Here is a 21113-nt window from a genome sequence, read left to right as displayed (position 1 = left end):
CAGACGCTACCGCTCGGCCGGCGTCACCGGCTCCAGATCGCCCGCGATGTACCGGGCGGCCACGTGGATCGCCCGCAACGTCACCGACACCGACGGCCGGTGCACGCTGGACCTGCGGGCCACCGCGTGCACGTCGCGGCCTACCGGGTTGCCGGGGAACTCCCGCACCGACAACCCCCGCACCCCGGCGGCCAGCGCGAGCGCGGGCACCGCGGCGATGCCGATGCCCTTGGCGACGAGCGAGAGGATCGTCCCCAGGCCCTCGAACTCCCAGGGCGTCGGCCGGGTGCCGCCGACGTCCACGAACAGCCGGTCGACGGCCAGGCGCGAGGGCTCGCCGTCGGGGGTGGCCATCCACGGCTCGTCGCGCAGCTCGCGCAGGTCGAGCGGCACGCCGGGGTCGGCCAGCCGGTGCCTGCGCGGCACGACGAGCACGATGGGGTCGCGGAGCAGGGGGAAGACCCGCAGGCTCTCGCTCTCGCGGACCGAGCCGTACCAGTCGTCCACGAGGGCGATGTCCACCTCGCCCGACTGGACCTCCCGCATCCCCCGTCCCGACCTGCTCTGGCCCAGGCGGAGCGTCAGCTCGGTGTGGCGGCGCAGTGAACGCGCGAGCGCCGGCGCGAATGCCACGGCCGCTGTGGGGAAGGCGGTGACGACGACGCGCCCCGAGGGGGTGCCCGCATGGGCGGAGAGGTCGGACTCGGCCTCCTCGACCATTGACAGGATGCGTTCGGCGTGCTGGACGAGCCGACGGCCCGCGTCGGTCAGCTCCGCGCTGCGCGCGGTTCTGTCGATCAGCGCGGTGCCGGTCTCCCGTTCCAGCGCCGCGAGCTGCTGGGAGACGGCCGACGGGCTGTAGCCCAGGGACTCGGCGGCGGCCGCGATGCTGCCCCGGCGAGCGAACTCGCAGATCAACGCCAAACGCCGGAATTCGAGCATCAGACTTCCTTACGCCTACCCACAAAAAGCCTCGCTTGTGCTGATGCCTTCATACAACCACGCTGGGAACGTGACAAACATGACCGTGACCTTGTCCGCCACCTTGGCGGCGAACGAAGACATCGAACGAAGACGGCGCGCCGGGGAACGCGTGCTGCACCTGGCCTTCGGCGAGGCCGGTCTGCCCGTCCACCCGGCGCTGCGCGACAAGCTGGCCGCCGCCTCCGAGCGCAACGGCTACGGGCCGGTCGCGGGGGCGTCCGGGCTCCGGGCCGCGGCAGCGGGCTACTGGACACGACGGGGGCTCCTGACGGACCCCGAGCTGGTCGTCTGCGGACCGGGCAGCAAATCGCTGCTGTACGGCCTGCTCCTGGCGATCGGCGGCGACATCGTCCTGCCCATGCCCAGCTGGGTCAGCTACGCCGCGCAGGCCGATCTGGTGGGCTCACGTCCCATCCTGGTGCCCGCACCGCCAGGAGAGGGCGGGGTCCCCGACCCGGACCTGGTCGTCACGGCGGTCCGCCGGGCGCGGGCAGAGGGCAGGACCGTCAGCTCCCTGCTGGTCACGCTGCCCGACAACCCCACCGGCCGGCTGGCGCGGCCGGAGACCATCGGCCGCCTGGTGGCCGTGGCGCGCGAGCTGGACCTGATCGTGATCTCCGACGAGATCTACCGCGATCTGGTGCACGACGACTCGGCGGTCCTCACCTCGCCGGCCGACCTAGCACCCGAGCGCACGATCATCACCACCGGGCTCAGCAAGAGCCTGGCGCTCGGCGGGTGGCGGATCGGCGTGGCCCGGCTGCCGGAGGGCGCGCACGCGCTGCGTACCCGGCTGCTGGCCGTGGCCAGCGAGATCTGGTCGGCGCCGGCCGCGCCCGTCCAGGAGGCCGCGGCCTACGCCTTCGACGAGCCCCACGAGCTGACCGACCGCGTCGCCGCCAGCCGCCGGTTGCACGGCATCGTGGCGCGGGCCGTCCACGAGCGGTTCACGGAGATCGGCGCCTCGGTGCCGCGACCTCAGGGAGGCTTCTACCTTTATCCCGATCTGAGCCACCTCAGGCTGGGCGGCTCGGCCGACATCACCAGGATCTTGCTGGACGATCACGGCATCGGCGTCCTTCCCGGACACGCCTTCGGCGACGACCCGGCGGCCGCCCGCGTCCGCGTGGCGGTGAGCCTGCTCTACGGCGACACTCCAGAAGAACGCATAACCGCCCTGACCAGCACCGATCCCCTTCAACTCCCGTGGATCGCAGCAAATCTGGACCATCTGTCCATGGGTCTGAAGGAGCTCTCACTGGTCCGTCACGGCGTCGTCGGTGAACGGCACCCGGCGCTGGTGCCGGCGCCATGTCACGGTTAGGCGAATCTTTCCCCAAGAGCTGGTTTACCATCCACCAAATCAGCCCTCTGACCTGCGGAAACACCGCCCATTCAGAAACCCGGGAAAGATGGTATCGAGAGCCTGGTTACACGCGCCCCGCGCGAGCCTCATCATGTGCTCATGCCCGCTCTTGTCACCTTGTCCGGGCGCTCCGTGCGCCTGGAACCTCTCAGCCACGCGGTGATCGACGATCTCGTCGCCGCGGCGAGTGAAGACCGCTCCACTTACGCCTTCACTCGCGTCCCGGACGGCCGGGACGAGATGGTCTCCTATGTGGAGGCCGCCATGGCTGAGCAGGCGGAGGGCCGCACGCTGCCCTTCGCCATCCGGTGGCTGAACACCGACCGCGTGGTCGGTGCCACCCGTCTCATGCACCTGGAGTATTGGCAGGGGCCCATGCCCTGGCCTCCGGGTACACGGGGTGCGGTGGGCGACATCCCGTCCGTGGCGGACATCGGTTACACCTGGCTGGGCGCCTGCGCCCAGGGCACGGGCGTCAACCGGGAGAGCAAGTTCCTCATGCTCTCGCTCGCCTTCGAGACCTGGAACGTCCACCGCATCACACTCAAGGCAGATGTCAGGAACGTTCGATCCCGGGCCGCCATCGAGGCCCTCGGTGCACACTTCGACGGGGTGCGGCGAGCGGAAAGCCGAGGCGCCGACAACACGGTCCGAGATACGGCCTTCTACTCGATCCTGAACTCCGAATGGCCGCTCGTCCGAGAACGGCTGGCCATGCGGCTCGGACTGGTAGAGGCAGCGTAGGAACATCGGCAACGGCCCCGCCCATACTTTCCGGGCGGGGCCTGTATTTTTCGGCGTCCCCATCGGCTCTACATGACACGCCCCCGTGTCGGTGTGTCATGTCCGGCCCACCATCAGCATGCGGAGGCGTGGTCAACACCGGATCAAAGGCGGATCAACGGGTCGTTCGGCGATCAGCCCAGCTCTAGGTGGTGAGTAGTGCTGGATCTATCATTTGGTCACAAATCGTCCCATTGCCCAGGAGACAGACGGCATGGCTGGTCAGAGCATTGAGGGCGGGCTGCGGTTCGCCGTGCTCGGTCCCGTCCGCGCGTGGCGCGAGGGGCAGGAACTCGACCTGGGCACCCCGCTGCAACGCTCCATCCTCGGCATGCTGCTCCTGCGGGAGGGCCGGGCGGTCACGCCCGCCGAGATGATCGACGCCGTGTGGGGCGAGGACGCGCCGCCCCGCGCCCTGGGCGCGCTGCGCACGTACGTCTCCCGCCTGCGCACGGTCCTCGAACCCGGCAGGCCCGCCCGATCCCGTCCCGAGCTCCTGACCTCCATCGGCCGGGGCTACGCGCTCCGCCTGCCGCACGACGCCCTCGACCTGACCCGTTTCGAACGCGGCATCGCCGAGGCCGAGTCCGCGCGCAAGTCCGGCCGGCTCTCCGCCGCCGCCGAGGGCATGCGATCCGCGCTCATCCTGTTCGAGGGCGAGCCGCTGGCCGGCGCCGTCGGCCCGTACGCCGAGCACCAGCGCGACCGCCTGGCCGAGCGCCGCGTCAGCGTCATCGAGACGCTCATGGACCTCGACCTGGAGCTGGGCGCCCACGCCGCGGTCGTGTCCGAGCTGATCGCGCTCACCGCCGAGCACCCGCTGCGCGAACGGCTGCGCGCCCAGCTCATGCTGGCCTACTACCGCTGCGGACGGCAGGGCGACGCCCTCAACGTGTTCACCGAGACGCGCGAGGCGCTGATCGACGAGCTGGGCATCGAACCCGGCAGCGAGCTGGCCACGCTGCACCAGCGCATCCTGGCCGCCGACCCGGCGCTCGCCCTCGCGCCTCCCCCGTCCGCCTCCGCCGAGCAGGCCGCCGACGAGCCCGAGGCCGAGGAGGAGCCGCCCGCGCTCGAACTGCCGCGTCCCGCCCAGCTCCCCGCCGCGGTGAACGACTTCACCGGGCGCAAGGAGGTGGCCGTCCGCGTCCGCACCCTGCTGTCGTCGCAGTCGTCGGCGGAGGGGGTGCCGGTGGTGGCGCTGTGCGGCATCGGCGGCGTCGGCAAGACCACGCTGGCCGTCCACGTGGCGCACGCGGCCGGCGACCTGTTCCCCGACGGCCAGCTCTACGCCGACCTGCGCGGCCACAGCGACGAGGTGACCGCTCCGGAGTCGGCGCTCGGCGGCTTCCTGCGCGCGCTCGGCATCCCGCCGGACGTCATCCCCGACGGCCTGGCCGAACGTTCGGCGCTCTACCGCTCGCTGCTGTCCGACCGGCGCATCCTCGTGCTGCTGGACAACGCCCGCGACGCCGACCAGGTCAGCCCGCTGCTGCCGGGCTCGCCGGGCTGCGCGACGATCGTCACCAGCCGGGCCAAGCTGGCCGACCTGCCCGCGGCCAGGCTGATCGACCTCGACGTCATGGAGCCGGACGAGGCGCTGTCGCTGTTCTCGTCCGTGGCCGGGCCCGAACGGGTGGCGGCCGAGCACGGCGCCGCCATGGACGTGGTCGCGGCCTGCGGCTTCCTGCCGCTGGCCGTACGGATCGTGGCCGCGCGGCTGGCCGCCCGCCCCTCCTGGACGGTCGCCTCGCTGGTGCCCAGGCTGGCCGACGAACAGCGCCGCCTCGACGAGCTGCGCGTGGGCAACCTGGCCGTCGAGGCCACGTTCGCGCTCGGTTACGGCCAGCTCGAACCCGCCCAGGCCCGCGCCTTCCGCCTGCTGTCCCTGCCCAAGGGCCCCGACATCTCGATCGGGGCCGCCGCGGCCGTGCTGGCGATGACCATGTACGAGGCCGAGGAGCTGCTGGAGTCGCTGGTCGACATGAGCCTCCTGGAGGCCACCGCGCCCGGCCGCTATCGCTTCCACGACCTGCTCAGGCTGTTCGCCAGGCGCACCCTGGACAAGACCGAGCGCCCCGAGGACAAGTCGCTGGCGCTGCGCCGGCTGCTCGGCTTCTACCTGGCCTCGTCCCGGTCCGCCCATCAGCTGGCCTACGAGGGCAGCATGATCCCCGACAACCTGGCCGTGGTCGGCAACGGGCTCACCTTCACCTCCGTGGACGAGGCCGTGGCCTGGCTGATCTCCGAGGGCGACTCGTTGTTCGCGGCCATCAACCAGGCCGCCACCACCTCGCCCACCGGCGAGCAACTCCTGCCCGCCGCCGACATGCTGGTGGCCATGGAACCGCTGCTGGAGGCCGGTACCCACACCCGCGAGTTCGACCAGGGCACCCGCGCGGCGCTCGCCGCCGCGCTGAGCCTGGACGACGAGGCGAGCGAGCTGCGCTCGCGTTACGTGCTGGGCCGGGTGCTGTTCGCGAGCAACCGGCTCTCGGAGTCCGAGACGCACTTCCGCCGCGTGTACGAGCTCTCGGAGGCCCGCCACGAGAAGATCGTCACCGGCGAGGTGCTCAACGCGCTGGCCGTCGTCGTCGGCCGGCAGCGCCGCCACACCGAGGCCCTGACCCTGTTCGACGCCGCCTCCCGCTACTACCGCGAGAACGGCGTCCCCGCCGGCGAGGCCCTGGTGCTGAGCTACTCGGCCCGCGACCATCTGGGCCTCGGCCACGCCGACGACGCCATCGCCGCGGCGGAGAAGGGCCTGGCCATCTTCACCGAGATCGGCAGCGGCGCCGGCACCGCCCGCGCCCGCTACCACCTGGGCATCGTGCTCAGCCGGGTCGGCCGGCTCGCCGAGGCGGTGCACCACCACGCCGAGTGCCTGGCCTTCTTCCGCTCCAGCAAGCAGCGGGTCTGGGAGCAGCGCGTGTGCTCCCGGCTGGCCGAGACGTTCATCGCCGCCGGGCGCTACCCCGACGCCGTACGCCACGCCGAGCAGGCCCTCGTGGTCTCGCGCGAGATCGGCCACCCGTACGGCGAGGCGCTCTCGCTCACCGTGCTCGGCCGGGCCCTACGCGGGCTCGGCAGGTCCGCGCGGAGCCTCGACTGCCTCCGGCAGGCCTACGACGTCTTCACCAGGCTCGGCGCCCCCGAGGCCGGCGACCTGAAACTCCTGCTGGACGGCTTCGCCGTCGAACGGTCCGTCGTCGAGTCCTGAGTACAGCTCGTCGTCCAGACGTGTCATCCACACATGGTTGATCAAGGCTGTCCTTCGTCAATGCCGATGGCAGCCCGGCCGGTCGTCCTGACCGCCACGCGTCGCCAGGGGGCCCGGTCATCCGGATGCTTCGCGTGACGGCTAGCCGCCTCACACAGACGACCGGCCGGACTCGACGCGGGGCCTTCGAACCCCCCAGGCCCGCGTCTCGGTCAAGAGCCTCCACCCGGGGGGTCAACGTCGGATCAACGGTGAATCAAAGCAGGAAATAGCCCTCGGCGATGAGGGGCCGGATCGCGTCGGCGTTGGGGATCTCGCCGTCGCCGACCAGCTCGGCGATCACGTTGAGCAGCGGCCCGAGCGCCAGCTCGCCGTCGCACACGCCGGCCAGCGCGGCCTCGACGGTGCCGACCTCCCTGCTGCGCCGCAGCCCCTGCGTCTGGCGCAGCACGATGCGGATCGGGTCCTCGGCGCCGGGCAGGCCGACGCGCTCGTCGAGGACCCCTTCGGCCGTACGCGGCAGCGCCGCGTCGAGGTCGGCGGCCCGGTGGGCGGCGGCGATCGAGTCGAGCACGTCGTCGACGTAGTCGCCGACCGGGAGGGCCACCTGGTGGGGCAGGTGCTCCACGCGCACGACCGGGTCGAACGTGCCCGAGTTGCGCATGGTGATCCAGCCGAAGCCGATGCCCTCGACCTTGCGCTCGTCGAACCAGGCCAGCCACCGGTCGTAGTGGTCGGTGTAGCCCTTGGTGCCCTGCTCGGCGGCGTCCTTGAGCCACAGCTCGACGTATTCGGCCGGGTCCTGGACGTCGCGCTGGACGACCCAGGCGTCGCAGCCGGTCTCGCGCAGCCAGCCGCCGACCCGGTCGTGCCAGTCCTCGCCCTCGACGTGCAGCCAGTTGGCCAGGAAGTGGGCCTGCCCGCCGGGCGCCAGGTGGCGCGGGGTGCGGCGGACGAGGTCGCGGCAGAAGTCGTCGGCGTCGCCGCCGGACTCGCGGTAGGTCAGCGTGCGCTCTGCCCCGGGGGCGATGACGAACGGCGGGTTGCTGACGACCAGGTCGAACAGCTCGTCCTCGACCGGCTCGAACATCGACCCCACGCGGGCGTCGACGCCCGACACACCGGACAGCTCCCAGCTCAGCCGGGCCAGCTCGACGGCGCGCGGGTTGAGGTCGGTCGCCACGACCCGCTCGGCCCGGCCGTCGAGATGGAGCACCTGGACGCCGCAGCCCGTGCCGAGGTCGAGCGCGCGCGGTACGGCGCGCCGGGTGACGAGCTGGGCCAGGTTGGCCGAGGCGCCGCCCGCCCCCACGACGTGGTCGGGCCGCAGCGCCGGGTCGCCGGGCCGGACCTTGCGGTCGGAGACCACGTAGCCGCCGGTCTCCCACGGCTGGAGGTGCACGGTCGCCCTGATCAGGTCGCCGTCGGCCGACACCAGGCCCGACTCCAGGACCGCGGCCGGCACGGACCTGGCCGGCACCGGCACGCCGAGCCACCAGAGCCTGATCAGTGTCGCCAGGGGGTCGCCGTCGGCGGTCGCCCGCAGGGCCGGGACGAGCTCCTCCCGCGCCAGGGCCGAGGCCGCCATGGCGCCGAGCCGGTCGCGGACGCCGTCGATCGTGTAGCCGGTTTCCAGGAGGTGATGGCGCAGTCGTTCCACGGACACCATCCTTTCACCAGCCACCGACAGTGCTCATACTGCTACTTACGTGCCCAAGCGTTCTGCAAGCCATGGACAAGTGGGTGGCGGTATCTCTAAGGGTGCAAGACGCCGCACCGAGGAGCGCGCCCCCATGCTGATCCCCTGCCTGGCCTGCGAATCGCGATTCGGGCCCGACGAGTACTTCAACGCCTGCTCCGACTACAACCGGGGCCTGGACCTGGTCTCGTGGACCTGCCCGCGCTGCGGCAACCGCGACGACCTACGGGTGCTGCCCGGCGAGCTGGGGTTCGGCTATCCCTCGCGCGGCAGGTTCGACGTGCACGATCGGCTGCGCGTGCCCGGCCTGTGCAGGCAGCGCGGCGACCTGCGGCTGGACATCTCCCTCGACCGCTCCCGCTGGCAGGTCAGGACGCGGATCCGGCAACCGGCCTGACCGGCGCGTACGCGTACGCGGGCGGCTCGCCGCGCAGCAACCGCGCGATGTCCTCCACCAGCGCCTCGGCCAGCTCCTCCAGGCTCTCCCCCGTGGCCTCGCCCAGCCTGGGCGTGAGCACCACGTTCGGCAGCCTGGTCAGCGGATGGGCCGGATCGAGCCATTCGCCCTCGAAGTGGTCGAGCCCGGCGCCGCCGACCTGGCCCTGGCGCAGCGCGTCCACCAGGGCGGTCAGGTCGTGCAGGGCTCCGCGTGAGGTGTTGAGGTAGATCGCCCCCTGGCGCATCGCGCCGAACTCGCTGTAGCCGAAGAAGCCCCTCGTGTCCGGGGTCAGCGGCACGTGCAGTGACACCACGTCGGCCTCCGCCAGCAGCGCGGGCAGGCTGTGCGTGGCCTCGGGGACGTACGGATCGCAGGTGACCACCCGCATGCCCAGCCCCTGGCAGCGCCAGCGCATGGCCCGGCCGATCCGGCCGAGGCCCACGATGCCCAGCGTGCGGCCGGTGAGCCGTCTGCCTCGGTGGCGTTGGGCGGGAGGCACCCTGCCGCGGTGCGCCCGGCCCCTGCGCACCTCACGGTCGGCCGTGACGATGTTCCTGCTGACCGCGAACAGCAGCGCGAGCGTCAGCTCGGCCACCGCCTCCGGGTCGCGGTCGGGGGCGTGCAGGACGGTGACCCCGCGCTCGGCGGCCAGGCGCAGGTCCACGCCCGTGGGGGCGCCCAGACTGGCCACGATGTCGATGTGCAGTCCGAGAACCGAGGTGCGAACCTGGTCGCCGTCGGTGATGAGCACGTTCGCGCCGGTCTCGATGACCAGGTCGGCGAGCTGCTCGTCGGTGAAGCCGACGCTGGGCCGCGGAGGAGCCTCGGCCACGTCGGCGACCTCGCCCAGACGGGCGAGCGCGCTCTGCGGCAGGTCGGGCAGTACCAGAGCCCGAGGTCTTCTCACATTTGGACAATAACACCACAGACGGTACTCAGATCATTGCTCCCCGCGCTGGCGGAGACTCTGCCAGGCCGCCTCGCCCAGGCCCTTGATCTCTTCCTCGGTCGGGGTGTGCGCCCCGGCGAACCACAGGCGGCACATCTCCTGCGCCGGCCCGAGCCACAGGACGTAGCACATGGTGGCGTGGACGGGCTGGAGCCGCCCGTTCTTCATGTGCGGCTTCCACCAGTCGGAGACCTGGCGGAAGAAGGCCCGCCTGGCCTCGGCGACCTCGGCGCCGCCCGGCTCGTGCTTGCGCGGCGGACGCTCGCTGACCAGGAGCCTGGCCCGCTCGGGGTGCTCGCCGGCCCAGCGCATGTGGAAGGCGACCACGGCCTCGATGCCGGCGCGGGCGTCGTCGTGCTCGACGAGTTCGGCGAGGAACGCCTGCTGGTAGGAGTCGAGGATCTCGGCGTAGAGGACGCCGTAGACATGTTCCTTGCTGGCGAAGTGGTGGTAGAAGCTGCCGACGCTTACACCGCTCTCCTCGCGCAGACTGGCCAGCGTGGTGGCCGAGACACCGTCCTGGCTGAAGCGGCGGAGGGCACCCTCGATGATGCGGGTGCGGCCGTCGCGTCCGTTCTTGACACTCTTCACGCTGTCAATGGTGTGCTACCAGAACCTTGTTCCGCAAATACTCCGGCCAGATCGATCATAGCGGTCACCTCGACCGTCCCGGACGCGACCCTCATCCGGGCGTCCGGCCACAGCCTGCGGACGAGCCTGAGCACCCGCCGGTTCTCGCCCAGCACGTCCATCCCCACGGTACGCGCACCCCGCACGGCGGCCCTGAGCAACAAGGTGTCGACGAGCCGCGGGCCGAGCCCGTACCCCTGCCAGCGGTCGGCCACGACGACGGCGATCTCGACGTCGGCGCAGCCGCCCCGGTAGCTCATGGCGTGCCCGACGATCTCGTCCTCGGCGGTGACCACGAGCGCGTCGCGGCGCTCGTCCAGGGTCAGCAGGGTGCGTACGAGGTGGGCGGCCGGGACGGTCACGCCGGTGAAGAACCGCAGCGTCCGCGTGTGCAGCGACAACCCCGCCAGGAAGCGTCTGATCCGTTCCTCGTCGTCCGGGCGGACCGGGCGGATCTGGGTTCCGTGCATAGACTCAGCCTGCCCGTCAGAGCTGAGTCTGTCAATTGAACTCAGATATGATGTGGAGATGAACGTGCCGTTCCGATTGGGCTTCCGGGTGGACAACTGCTCGATCGAGCGCACCCTGGACATCGTCGGCGAGAAGTGGACCTTCCTGGTGCTGCGCGAGGCGTTCAGCGGCGTGCGGCGCTTCGCCGACATGCAGGCGATCACCGGCGCCCCCCGCCAGGTGCTCAGCGCGCGCCTGGCCCGGCTGGTCGACGAGGGCCTGCTGCGCAAGGAGCCCTACCGCGAGCCCGGCCAGCGCCAGCGCGACGAATACCGGCTGACCGACAAGGGCCGCGACCTCTATCCGCTGCTCGTCGCGCTCATGCACTGGGGTGACAGATACCTGGCCGACGAGGAGGGCCCGCCGGTGCTGCTCACCCACCGCGACTGCGGCGCCCCCGTGGAGCTGCGCTTCCGCTGCGCCGAGGGCCACGAGGTGGCCGGTCCGCGCGAGGTGACGCCGGTGCCCGGCTCGGGCCCCGGGCTCCGGAGCGTCTGAGCGGGCCGGCCGCGTGAGGGAGCACCCGCCCCGGTGCCTAACCTTGAAGGCGTGTACCGGTTCCTGCTGACGCCCCGGTGGCTGGCGCTCCACGTCGTGGTGCTCCTTGTCATCCCCGCCTTCGTGTTCCTGGGCAGGTGGCAGTTCGGGCGATTCGAGGAGCGGTCCGACAACAAGGACAGGGTGACCTCCAACATCGAGGCCGCCGCCGTCCCGCTCGACCGGCTCACGGCTCCCGGCCGCCAGGTCGGCGAGGGCGACCGCTACCGCACGGTCGTCGCCTCCGGCACGTACGACGCCGCCCACGGCCTGCTCGTACGCCGCCGCCCGCAGGAGGGCCACAACGGCTTCTACGTCCTGACCCCCCTGGTCACCGGCGACGGCACCGCCGTGATCGTCAACCGCGGCTGGATCCCGGCCGCCGCCAGCGCCGACGCGACTCCCCCGGTGCCCGCCCCGCCCAGCGGACAGGTAACTGTCACCGGACGGCTACGTCAGAGCGAGACCGAAGACTCCACCGGCATCCGCGAGCGGTCCGGGCTGCCGGACGGCCAGGTGCTGCTGATCGACCCGGGCAAGATCGGGCAGAGGTGGCCGTACCGGCTGGTGGGCGGCTATGTCGAGCTCACCGGGCAGCAGCCGGAGCCCGCGTCCGCGCCCGCCCCGGTGCCCGCGCCCGACGTCGGCTCCGGCGGCGGGCTCAACCTGGCCTACGGGGTCCAGTGGTGGCTGTTCATCGGCATCGCCATCGGCGGCTGGATCATGCTGATCCGGCGCGAGGTGGCCGAACGGAGGTCCGGAAAACCCTCCGGCGAACCCGTGGCGTCCCAGGAGGCGGAAACCGCCGCCAATTAAGGTGTGAAGGGTGATCCGCCACATTGAGTTCACCAATCTCCGCAACTTTCGTGACGTAGGTGGATATGCCACCGAGGACGGGCGCACCGTCCGGTGGCAGCGGCTCTACCGGGCCGACTCCCTGGGCTGGCTGGCCGGCGACGACCTGCACGCCTTCCACGCGCTGCGCGTGCGCACCGTCATCGACCTGAGGGATCCCTCCGAGATCGAGAAGGCCGGCCGGGTGCCGGACACCGAGGGGCTGCGCTACCGGAACCTGCCGGTCGAGGGCCGCCGCTGGAACATCGCCGAGTTCAGCGAGGAGATCGGCGTCGAACGCTACCTCGCCGACCGGTACCTGGAGGTGACCGAGGACGGCGTGGAGAACCTGCGCGCCGCCGTGGAGACGGTCGCCGCCGAGGACAACGCGCCGGTCGTCATCCACTGCGCGGCGGGCAAGGACCGTACCGGTCTGCTGACCGCGCTGATCCTCTCGCTCGTCGGCGTGGCCGAGGACGACATCGTCGCCGACTACGCCCTGACCGGCCTGGCGACCGAGCACTTCGTCGCCGACTGGCGCGCGAGGCACCCGGACGCCCCGATGTGGCCGGGGTTCGGCCGGGCCCCCGCCCGGGCCATGCGCCTGTTCCTGGACGACCTGATCGAGCGGCACGGCTCCGTCGAGCGCTACGTCACCGGCGTCCTCCAGGTCGACCGGCCCACCATCGCCGAACTCCGCGAAAATCTCCTGACTGACTCGATCTCCCGCGGGTAGAAGGCGCCGGGGTCCGCAAGGGGCAGCATCCTCAAGGACCCCACGGCCCGGGATCGCCGCATCCCCCTCCAGGCGGTCCCGGGTACGAATGCATGGATACCCAACGGATACGTCGCAGCTTGTTCGACGTTATGCCGTCGTCGTACGGTTACCTGCGTGACTACGCCGCTGCTCCCCGACCCTGACCCCCGGCGGCGCGACTATGTGATCATCTCTGCCGACGATCACCTGATCGAGCCTCCTGACCTCTTCGAGGACAGGCTCCCGGAGAAATACGCCGACGTCGCCCCCAAGGTCGTGGAGACGGAAGCCGGTCACCAGGTCTGGCGCTACGGCGGGGCCACGTACCCGTGCGCGGGCATCGACGTGGGCGCCGGGCTGCCGCGCGAGCAGTGGACGCTCGACCCGGTCAGGTTCGAGCAGATGCGTCCCGGCTGCCACGACATCGAGGCCCGCGTCCAGGACATGGACGTCGCGGGCATCTGGGCCGCGCTCTGCTTCCCCGGCATGCTGGCCGGCCAGGCGGGCATGCCGTTCGCCAGGACCCGCGACCAGGAGCTCGGCCTCGCCCTGGTCAAGGCGTGGAACGACTGGCACATCGACGTCTGGGCCGGCACCTACCCCGAGCGGATCATCGGCCTGCAACTGCCCTGGCTGCCCGATCCTGACATCGCCGCCAAGGAGATCAGGGCCAACGCCGCCCGCGGCTTCAAGGCCGTGGTCTTCCCCGAGTTCCCGACCAGGCTCAGGCTGCCGTCGATCCACACCGGCCACTGGGACCCGTTCTTCGCCGCCTGCGAGGAGACCGGCACGGTCGTGGCCCTGCACACCGGCGACTCCTCCTGGTCGCCCGTGCCCTCGCCCGACACGCCCATCGAGGCGATCACCACGCTGATGCCCACCAGCGCCATGTTCGCCTGCGCCGACTGGCTCTGGTCGGGCCTGCCGCTGCGCTTCCCCGGGCTGCGCATCCTCATCGTCGAGGGCGGGGTCGGCTGGCTGCCGATGCTGGCCGAGCGCGCCGACTACGCGCTCGACCACCCGGTCGCGGGCGAGGCCGCCTGGGACGGCGGCCTCAAGCCCAGCGAGGTGCTGCGCCGCAACTTCTTCTTCGGCACGCTCGACGACCACGCGCTCTCAGGCGTGCGCCTCGCGGTCGGCCTCGACCACGTGCTGCAGGAGAGCGGCTATCCGCACTCCGACTCGACCTGGCCCGACACCCAGAAGGCCGTGGCCGGCAACCTCGGCGCGCTTCCGCCCGCCGACATCGCCAGGGTCGCCTACGGCAACGCGGCCCGCCTGTTCGGGCACCCGCTGCCCTCGCGCGCCTGGTTGCGGATGGAGGAGATCTAGCCGGATCCGCCCGGTTCTAGTCCTCCAGCCGCCCCTGGATGGTCCTGCGCTCGTGCTCGACGTAGCGACCGCTCTCGCCCAGCAGCGAGGCGATCAGCCACAGGAACACGCCGAAGTCGTCGGCCACCCCGATGAGCACCAGGAAGTCGGGGATGACGTCGATCGGCGACAGGATGTAGACCACGCCGAGCGCCATCAGGGCGAGCTTGCCCTTGCCCATGCCGTCGTAGCGGCCGCGCGTGACCGCGCCGATCATGCGCGGGATCGCCCGTACCCTGGTCATCATCCCCGGCGTGCCAGGCTTGGTCACCTCGCGGTACGTCCGCCACGCCGCCGCTGCCCGTGCTGCCTTCGCCATCATGCGGATCCTCCTACCCCCGGCTTCTCACGACATAACGCGTCGCCCGGGTGAGGGGTTCCTGACGATCACCGCATGGCGGCGTGCTCGAACGGCCTGACCTGCTCGATCCGCGCGGCCACCCGGATCAGCAGATCCTCCCGGCCGGCCGCCGCCACGAGCTGCACGCCGACCGGCAGCCCCGCCGCGTTCCTGTGCAGCGGCAGCGAGATCGCGGGCTGGCCGGTCGCGTTGATCGGCGAGGTGTAGGCCACCACCTGCGCGGTCCTGCCGAAGGCGGTGCTGAGGTCGGCCGGCGGGATCCAGCCGAGCGGGAACGGCGCCGCCCCCGACGACGGCATCAGCAGCAGGTCGTTGCCCTCGGCCCACCAGGAGGCCATGCGGCGGCGGAAGCCGTCCACCCATTGGGTGGCCAGGATGTGGTCGGCCGCGCTGTTGACGCGGGCCGCCTCGACCATGGCCGCGTTGCGCGGTTCGAGCTCCTCCAGCTCCACCGGCCTGCCGCGGGCCGCGCCCAGGCTCGCCACGTGCGCGGCAAGGTTGTTGGCGACGATGGCACCGAAATGTCGGGCGAATTCGGGTTCGGCGAGCGCCCTCGGGCCGCCGGGGGCCACGTCGTGGCCGAGGCTCTCCAGCAGCGCGGCCGCCCGGGTGACGGCTTCGGCCAGGTCGGGATCGGCGGGCACGTCCTGCCTCGGGTGGGCGGTCAGGAAGCCGACGCGCAGCCGTCCGGGGTCGGCGTGCAGTTCGGCGGTCAGCGGGCCGGGCAGCGCGGGGGCGTCGTAGGGGTCGCCCGGCTCGTAGCCGGAGACCGCGTCCAGCCCGGCCGCCGTGTCGCGGACGGTCCTGCTCACGAACCCGGGACAGGAGAAGCCGCTCCAGCCCTCGCCCGCGGACGGGCCCATGCTCAGCCGGCCGCGCGTCGGCTTGAGCCCCACCAGGCCGCACAGCGAGGCCGGGACGCGGATCGAGCCGCCGCCGTCGCTCGCCGTGGCCAGCGCGACCATGCCCGCGGCCACCGCCGCCGCCGAGCCGCCGCTCGACCCGCCCGCCGAGTACGCCGGGTCGTAGGGGTTGCGGGTGGGGCCGAACGCCGCCGGCTCGGTCGTGACCGTGCTGCCGAACTCGGGGGTGTTCGTCCGGCCCAGCACCACGAAACCGGCCCGGCGCAGGCGGACGACGCCATGGCCGTCCTGGGCGTCGTCCAGGCCGTCGCGCACCCGCGAGCCCGCGCCGTACGGCTCGCCCGCCTGCCGCCAGCCCAGGTCCTTGAGCAGGATCGGCACGCCGCGGAAGGGCGCGTCCGCCGGCAGGGCGTCGATCTCGGCCAGCGCCCGCTCGAACCGCCGGTGGACGACGGCGTTGAGCTCGCCGTCGTGGGCCTCGATGGCGGCGACGGCGGCCTCGGCCAGCTCGCGGGCCGACACCTGCCCGTCCCTGACCACCTGGGCCTGCCCTACGGCGTCGAGCCGCAGCACGTCGTCCATCAACCCTCCCGGACCGGGGCCAGGTCGCGTACGGCCTGCTCGATCGGCACCTCGCCGCCGGGGATGGGCGCGAGCACCGGCGTGTCGAGGCCGTTGGCGACGTACTGGCGGATCCTGGCCCGGCAGGTGGCGGCGTCGCCGTGCACGACGAGGGCGTCGACCACCTCGTCCGGGATGGCCTTGAGCGCGGCCTGACGGTCGCCCGCCGCCCACGCCTCGTGCATGGGACGCAGCACCTCTCCCCGGCCCAGCCAGTCGTGGAAGGCGGCGTACGCGGGGACGGTCAGGTAACTGGCCAGCATCCACCGGGCCATCTCGCGCACCTTGTCGGCGTCCTCGCTCACGCAGACGAACAGGCGGGCGATCAGCTCGGTGTCCGGGCCGATCTCGGCACGCACCTTGGGCACGTCCTCGGGGGCGAGCCAGTTGGTGATCGCGCCGTCGGCCTCCTCGGCGGCCAGGCGCAACATCCGGGGCCGCAGCGCGGCCAGCACGATCCTGGGGGCGGTCTTCGGCGCCCGTTCCAGCTTGAAGCCCTTGATCTCGAACGTCTCGTACCGTTCGGAGACCTTCTCCCCCGCCAGCGCCTTCCTCAGGAAACGCAGCGTGTCGCGGGTCCGCGCGTACGGCTTGGCGAACTCCCCGGCGTTCCACCGCTCGACGATCGCCGACGAGGACGAGCCGATGCCGAGCACGAACCGGCCGGGCGCCAGGTCGGCCAGGGTGGCCGCGGACATGGCCAGCAGCCCCGGCCCCCGCGTGGAGACCGGGACGATCGCGCTCCCGAGCCTCATCCCCGGAGCCCACTGCGTGGCCAGCGCCAGCGGGACGAACCCGTCGGTCCCGTTGACCTCGGCCGACCAGGCGTCGGTGTAGCCGAGGCCCGGCAGCTCCGCGATCAGCTCTTGCGACTTCGCCAGGGAACGGTCGTAGAAGGGGATGGTCATGCCCCAGTTCGGCGTCATTCAGGGCCTCCGGTTCGGCGACGGTGAGCCGACCATACCAAGCGGTATGTCACTACAAGGAGCCCCTAGGCCCGCAATTCGTGCACCGCCGCGATGAAGTCCTTCGCGATCCCCTGCAACCCGGGCAGATGCGACAACCCCACCAGCCGGTCCACCAGCGGCACCGTCACCTCGATCAGCCGGTACGTCCGCACGCACCCCGGCGAGGTGTCGTGCACCCAGAACAGCACCATGCCCATCGACAACAACCACAACAACTCGGGCAGCTCCGCCCGCAGCTCGGCGTTCATCCGGTCCTTCGACCCCTCGACCACCTCGCGGTAGATCCCGATGGACGCCTCCCGCGCCGGCGACGACTGGGCGCTGAACGGGCTCAGCGGGTTCGTCGGCTCGGCCGCGTGCTTGAAGAACTTCACCGCGAACTCGTGGTACGGCTCCGACACCCGCACCCACTCGCACAACACCCCGCTCAGCCGCGCGGCGAACGACCTCTCCGTGGCCAGGAACTCCCGGCAGGCCTGCTCGTGCTCGGCCTGCGCGCGGTCGTAATAGGCCTGGATCAGCGCCTCCTTGCTCTCGAAGTAGTAGTAGGCGTTGCCCACTGACACCCCTGCCTCGGCGGCGATGGCGCGCATGGTCGTCGCGTCGAAGCCCCGCTCACGAAACAGTCGCAAGGCCGTCTCGACGATGACCTCTCGGGTGCTCTCCGATCCTCTGTTTCGGGCTTCGGACACGTTCGTCACTTTACGTCTTGAAAGCGTGGTGGGTCATGGAGTGGCACGGTGATCGCCGCCACAGGGCAAAGATGACTATGAGACATGAGTTATCTCCTGGGAATGGTGGGATTGTCGTTTCAGGCGGAAGGGCTCTTTTCCGCGAAAAGGCATCGACATGTGGATACGTGGAACAGCGCGCACCTTCGTGGTGGCGCTCCTCGGCATTCAGATCACCATAATCGCGCTGGCGTCGGCTGCTTCCGCCGCCTCCCACCCATCAGGTGGAGAGCGGGCTCAGGCGCCAACACCGTTCAACCGTCCTGACGAGACCGGAGGGATCGACCTGTCCCTGTGGTTCCCGGAGGGGATCGACGGACCGTGGACGAACATCCGGCAGGCCGCCGTGGAGGCGGCCCTGGCGGAGACATACCAGGTCGAGCAGCACCAGACGCCCCCCGCGACCGCCAAGTCGCAACTGTGGAAGGAGGACTCCGAGGAGACGGAGGACGCCTGGGCCGAGGCCGAGGAGGCGTTCGTCGAGCAGACGAGCACCCAGGACCGCGCCGAGCGCTCAGAAGCCGCCACGAGGCCCGCGAGCGTCGAGGAGGCCATGGCGCCCCAGAGCCGTCCGCAGAGGGCTCAGAAGCGATCTCAGCTTGATCTGGCACGCGTGCTGCCCAGGCAGGCGGCGATGCACATGACCCACGCCCTGGCCGCCCGCTGGCTGAAGAGCTCGGGCCTGCGGACGAAGTCGTCCGGCAACTGTACGAGCCGCTACATGCACCACTGCACCTCGCTCGACTCCGTAAGGGCCGGCACGATCGCCCGGATCATCGACCTCAAGCATGACAGCGGCTGCCCGGTCATGGTGACCGGCGGCACGGAGGCGGGCCACGCGGCCGGCCAGTACAGCCACGGGAACGGCTACAAGCTCGACATCACGCACAACGCGTGCATCGACCGCTACATCACCAGGCACCACCGCAAGGCGGGCGTCCGCGGCGACGGCTCCGCGCTCTACCGCTCCGCCACCGGAACCGTCTTCGCCAACGAGAGCAGCCACTGGGACATCCTGTTCCGGTGACAGGCCCCGCCCGCCGTTCCCGCGGGCGCGACTCTCCATGAAAAGGCGAAGGACGCCGCACACTCGTACGGCGTCCCCACGGAGTCGGCCGGGCTACAGCTCGGAGGCCACCAGTTCGGCGATCTCCGCCGCGTTCAGCGCTGCGCCCTTGCGCAGGTTGTCGCCGCAGACGAACAGGTCGAGCGTGTTCGGGAAGTCGATCGCCTGGCGGACGCGGCCCACGTAGGTCGGGTCGTTGCCGACCACGTCGAGCGGCGTCGGGAAGACGCCGTTGGCCGGGTCGTCCATCAGCACCACCGTCGGCGCGGCCGACAACACGCGGTGCGCGTCCTCGACCGTGATCTCCCGCTCGAAGCGGGCGTGCACGGCCAGCGAGTGCGTGGTGACCACCGGCACGCGGACGCAGGTCGCGGAGACCTTCAGGCCGGGGATGCCGAGGATCTTGCGTGACTCGTTGCGGAGCTTGAGCTCCTCGGACGCCCAGCCGCCGTCCTTGTACGAGCCCGCCCACGGCACCACGTTGAACGCGATGGGCGCCGGGAACGGCGACTCCCCGGGCAGCTTGTCGGCCAGGACGTTGCGCACGTCGCCGGCCGTCTGGCCGATCGAACGGTCGCCGGCCAGCGCCTCGACCTCGTCGTAGAGCCGCGCCGAGCCCGCCACGCCCGCGCCCGACACCGCCTGGTAGGAGGCGACGACGAGCTCCTTGAGCACGTATTCGGCGTGCAGCGCGCCCATGGCCGCCATCATCGACAACGTGGTGCAGTTGGGGGTCGAGATGATGTTCCTGGGCCGCTGCCGCGCGTCGAGCGGGTTGACCTCGGGCACCACCAGCGGCACGTCGGGCTCCATGCGGAACGTGCCGGACTTGTCGATCGCGATCGCGCCGCGCTCGGCCGCGATCGGCACCCACACGGCCGACACCTCGTCGGGCACGTCGAAGATGGCGATGTCGATGCCGTCGAAGACCTCGGGCGCCAGCGCCTGGACCACGACGTCCTCGCCGCGCACGCTCAGCACCTTGCCCGCCGAGCGCGGGGAGGCGACGAGACGGATCTCGCCCCAGATGTCCTCCCGGGTGGACACGATGTCCCGCATCACGGTGCCCACGGCGCCGGTGGCGCCGATCAGTGCGAGATTGGGCCTGCTCATCGTCCGCTACCTCCGTACACCACGGCTTCGACCTGGTCGGCGTCGAGATCGAAGGCACGGTGGGCGGCCGCCACGGCCGCGTCGACACCGTCCTGCTCGACGATCACCGAGATGCGGATCTCCGAGGTGGAGATCATCTCGATGTTGACCCCCGCGTCCGCGAGGGCCGCGAAGAACGTCGCCGTGACGCCGGGGTGCGAGCGCATGCCCGCGCCGATCAGCGACACCTTCCCGATCTGGTCGTCGAAGAGCAGCGACTCGTAGCCGATGCGGCCCTGGATCTTCTTCAGCGCCGTCAGCGCCACCTGGCTGTCGGCCGTGGGCAGCGTGAAGGAGATGTCGGTACGGCCCGTGGCCGCGGCCGAGACGTTCTGGACGATCATGTCGATGTTGATCTCGGCGTCGGCCAGCGTTTTGAAGATCGAGGCAGCCTCGCCGACCTTGTCGGGGACCCCGACAACAGTGATCTTGGCCTCGCTCCGGTCGTGCGCGACGCCGGAGATGATCGGCTGCTCCATCTCGGTTCCTTCGGTGTAAGGGTCGGAGACGACCCACGTGCCTTCCCTGGTGCTGAACGAGCTGCGTACGTGGATCGGCAGGTCGAACCGCCGAGCGTACTCGACGCAGCGCAGATGCAGGATCTTCGCGCCGCAGGCCGCCATCTCCATCATCTCGTCGTACGAGATCCTGGGGATCTTGCGGGCCACGGGGACGATGCGCGGGTCGGCCGTGAAGATGCCGTCGACATCGGTGTAGATCTCGCAGACGTCGGCCTCCAGGGCCGCCGCGAGCGCGACGGCCGTGGTGTCGGAGCCGCCGCGGCCCAGCGTGGTGATGTCCTTGGTGTCCTGCGAGACGCCCTGGAACCCGGCCACGATCGCGATGTGCCCCTGGTCGAGCGCCTCACGGATGCGGCCCGGCGTCACGTCGATGATGCGGGCCTTGCCGTGGGTGGAGTCGGTGATCACGCCGGCCTGCGAGCCGGTGAACGAACGGGCCTCGTGACCGAGATTGGCGATCGCCATGGCCAGCAGGGCCATCGAGATGCGCTCTCCGGAGGTCAGCAGCATGTCGAGCTCGCGGCCCGGAGGCAGCGGCGACACCTGCTCGGCCAGGTCGAGCAGCTCGTCCGTCGTGTCGCCCATCGCGGAGACGATCACGACCACGTCGTTGCCGGTTTTTTTCGTCGCGACGATCCGCTGCGCGACCCGCTTGATGCAGGACGCGTCGGCGACGGACGAACCACCGTACTTTTGCACAACGAGCGCCACGAGAGTCTCCCGGTCTGGACTGTGAACTGCCAGTCTACTG

The 21113-nt window shown here is 71.1% G+C and carries 20 protein-coding genes; 9 read left to right on the top strand and 11 right to left on the bottom strand.

Annotation, left to right across the window (positions count from 1 at the left end; translation table 11 throughout):
- Positions 1 to 6: 6 nt before the first annotated feature.
- The gene (locus ACIHAD_RS35640) at positions 7 to 942 is read right to left on the bottom strand and encodes a LysR family transcriptional regulator (RefSeq protein ID WP_357973829.1); all 936 of its coding nucleotides are present in this window, start codon (positions 940 to 942) and stop codon (positions 7 to 9) included.
- Positions 943 to 1021: 79 nt separating this feature from the next.
- On the opposite strand from ACIHAD_RS35640, the gene ACIHAD_RS35635 reads away from it, so the two are divergent.
- From ACIHAD_RS35635 to ACIHAD_RS35625, 3 genes are all read left to right on the top strand, one after another.
- The gene (locus tag ACIHAD_RS35635) at positions 1022 to 2308 is read left to right on the top strand and encodes a pyridoxal phosphate-dependent aminotransferase (RefSeq protein ID WP_397359116.1); all 1287 of its coding nucleotides are present in this window, start codon (positions 1022 to 1024) and stop codon (positions 2306 to 2308) included.
- A 141-nt stretch (positions 2309 to 2449) separates the two neighbouring features.
- A complete protein-coding gene (locus tag ACIHAD_RS35630) occupies positions 2450 to 3094 on the top strand; it encodes a GNAT family N-acetyltransferase (protein WP_397359115.1) in 645 nt (214 codons plus the stop codon).
- Between the two features lie 253 nt (positions 3095 to 3347).
- On the top strand, positions 3348 to 6353 hold the full coding sequence (locus ACIHAD_RS35625) for an AfsR/SARP family transcriptional regulator (protein WP_397359114.1): 3006 nt from the start codon (positions 3348 to 3350) through the stop codon (positions 6351 to 6353).
- Positions 6354 to 6609: 256 nt separating this feature from the next.
- Here ACIHAD_RS35625 and ACIHAD_RS35620 read toward each other — a convergent pair whose 3' ends face one another.
- Complete coding sequence (locus tag ACIHAD_RS35620; RefSeq protein WP_397359113.1) at positions 6610 to 8022, bottom strand: methyltransferase; 1413 nt, start codon at positions 8020 to 8022, stop codon at positions 6610 to 6612.
- A 124-nt stretch (positions 8023 to 8146) separates the two neighbouring features.
- Here ACIHAD_RS35620 and ACIHAD_RS35615 point away from each other — a divergent pair, with 124 nt between their 5' ends.
- Entirely contained in the window at positions 8147 to 8449 is a 303-nt protein-coding gene (locus ACIHAD_RS35615; RefSeq protein WP_397359112.1) for a hypothetical protein, read from the top strand.
- Here the strand turns inward: ACIHAD_RS35615 and ACIHAD_RS35610 are convergent.
- Genes ACIHAD_RS35610 through ACIHAD_RS35600 form a run of 3 tightly spaced genes read right to left on the bottom strand, consistent with a single transcriptional unit; the run spans position 8421 to position 10540 of the window.
- The gene (locus tag ACIHAD_RS35610; protein ID WP_397359111.1) at positions 8421 to 9398 is read right to left on the bottom strand and encodes an NAD(P)-dependent oxidoreductase; all 978 of its coding nucleotides are present in this window, start codon (positions 9396 to 9398) and stop codon (positions 8421 to 8423) included. The two genes, ACIHAD_RS35615 and ACIHAD_RS35610, sit on opposite strands and share 29 nt — an antisense overlap.
- A gap of 33 nt (positions 9399 to 9431) precedes the next feature.
- Positions 9432 to 10031 (bottom strand): TetR/AcrR family transcriptional regulator, encoded by a 600-nt coding sequence (locus tag ACIHAD_RS35605; RefSeq protein ID WP_397359110.1) that lies wholly within the window; start codon positions 10029 to 10031, stop codon positions 9432 to 9434.
- A complete protein-coding gene (locus ACIHAD_RS35600) occupies positions 10028 to 10540 on the bottom strand; it encodes a GNAT family N-acetyltransferase (RefSeq protein WP_397359109.1) in 513 nt (170 codons plus the stop codon). Before ACIHAD_RS35600 ends, ACIHAD_RS35605 begins: the two co-directional genes overlap by 4 nt.
- A 58-nt stretch (positions 10541 to 10598) precedes the next feature.
- On the opposite strand from ACIHAD_RS35600, the gene ACIHAD_RS35595 reads away from it, so the two are divergent.
- The 4 genes from ACIHAD_RS35595 (at position 10599) to ACIHAD_RS35580 (ending at position 14040) form a co-directional block, all read left to right on the top strand.
- Positions 10599 to 11078 carry a winged helix-turn-helix transcriptional regulator gene (locus ACIHAD_RS35595; RefSeq protein WP_397359108.1) on the top strand — a complete coding sequence of 160 codons (480 nt, stop codon included), beginning with the start codon at positions 10599 to 10601 and terminating at the stop codon, positions 11076 to 11078.
- Between the two features lie 33 nt (positions 11079 to 11111).
- Positions 11112 to 11933, top strand: coding sequence for an SURF1 family protein (locus ACIHAD_RS35590; RefSeq protein WP_397359107.1), 822 nt, complete (start codon positions 11112 to 11114; stop codon positions 11931 to 11933).
- A 10-nt stretch (positions 11934 to 11943) separates the two neighbouring features.
- Entirely contained in the window at positions 11944 to 12687 is a 744-nt protein-coding gene (locus tag ACIHAD_RS35585; RefSeq protein WP_397359106.1) for a tyrosine-protein phosphatase, read from the top strand.
- Between the two features lie 156 nt (positions 12688 to 12843).
- Positions 12844 to 14040, top strand: a complete 1197-nt coding sequence (locus ACIHAD_RS35580; protein WP_397359105.1) for an amidohydrolase family protein — start codon at positions 12844 to 12846, stop codon at positions 14038 to 14040.
- A gap of 16 nt (positions 14041 to 14056) precedes the next feature.
- Here ACIHAD_RS35580 and ACIHAD_RS35575 read toward each other — a convergent pair whose 3' ends face one another.
- The 4 genes from ACIHAD_RS35575 to ACIHAD_RS35560 all read right to left on the bottom strand — a co-directional run bounded on the left by ACIHAD_RS35575 (position 14057) and on the right by ACIHAD_RS35560 (position 17584).
- On the bottom strand, positions 14057 to 14401 hold the full coding sequence (locus ACIHAD_RS35575) for a YkvA family protein (protein WP_397359104.1): 345 nt from the start codon (positions 14399 to 14401) through the stop codon (positions 14057 to 14059).
- Between the two features lie 65 nt (positions 14402 to 14466).
- Entirely contained in the window at positions 14467 to 15885 is a 1419-nt protein-coding gene (locus ACIHAD_RS35570) for an amidase (RefSeq protein ID WP_397359103.1), read from the bottom strand.
- A complete protein-coding gene (locus ACIHAD_RS35565; RefSeq protein ID WP_397359102.1) occupies positions 15885 to 16850 on the bottom strand; it encodes an LLM class F420-dependent oxidoreductase in 966 nt (321 codons plus the stop codon). Before ACIHAD_RS35565 ends, ACIHAD_RS35570 begins: the two co-directional genes overlap by 1 nt.
- 65 nt (positions 16851 to 16915) lie before the next feature.
- On the bottom strand, positions 16916 to 17584 hold the full coding sequence (locus ACIHAD_RS35560; protein WP_397359101.1) for a TetR/AcrR family transcriptional regulator: 669 nt from the start codon (positions 17582 to 17584) through the stop codon (positions 16916 to 16918).
- A gap of 157 nt (positions 17585 to 17741) precedes the next feature.
- Here ACIHAD_RS35560 and ACIHAD_RS35555 point away from each other — a divergent pair, with 157 nt between their 5' ends.
- A complete protein-coding gene (locus ACIHAD_RS35555; protein ID WP_397359100.1) occupies positions 17742 to 18650 on the top strand; it encodes a hypothetical protein in 909 nt (302 codons plus the stop codon).
- A 93-nt stretch (positions 18651 to 18743) separates the two neighbouring features.
- On the opposite strand, the gene ACIHAD_RS35550 is transcribed toward ACIHAD_RS35555, so the two are convergent.
- Both ACIHAD_RS35550 and ACIHAD_RS35545 read right to left on the bottom strand, forming a co-directional pair.
- Positions 18744 to 19802 carry an aspartate-semialdehyde dehydrogenase gene (locus ACIHAD_RS35550; RefSeq protein WP_397359099.1) on the bottom strand — a complete coding sequence of 353 codons (1059 nt, stop codon included), beginning with the start codon at positions 19800 to 19802 and terminating at the stop codon, positions 18744 to 18746.
- A complete protein-coding gene (locus ACIHAD_RS35545; RefSeq protein WP_397359098.1) occupies positions 19799 to 21073 on the bottom strand; it encodes an aspartate kinase in 1275 nt (424 codons plus the stop codon). The genes ACIHAD_RS35550 and ACIHAD_RS35545 overlap by 4 nt, the downstream gene beginning before the upstream one ends.
- Positions 21074 to 21113 lie beyond the last annotated feature (40 nt).

This window comes from Nonomuraea sp. NPDC052265 (genome assembly GCF_044547985.1).
Classification (GTDB): domain Bacteria; phylum Actinomycetota; class Actinomycetes; order Streptosporangiales; family Streptosporangiaceae; genus Nonomuraea.
The sequence above is the reverse complement of the archived record's forward strand: the minus strand, read 5'-3'. Positions and strand labels throughout refer to the sequence as shown.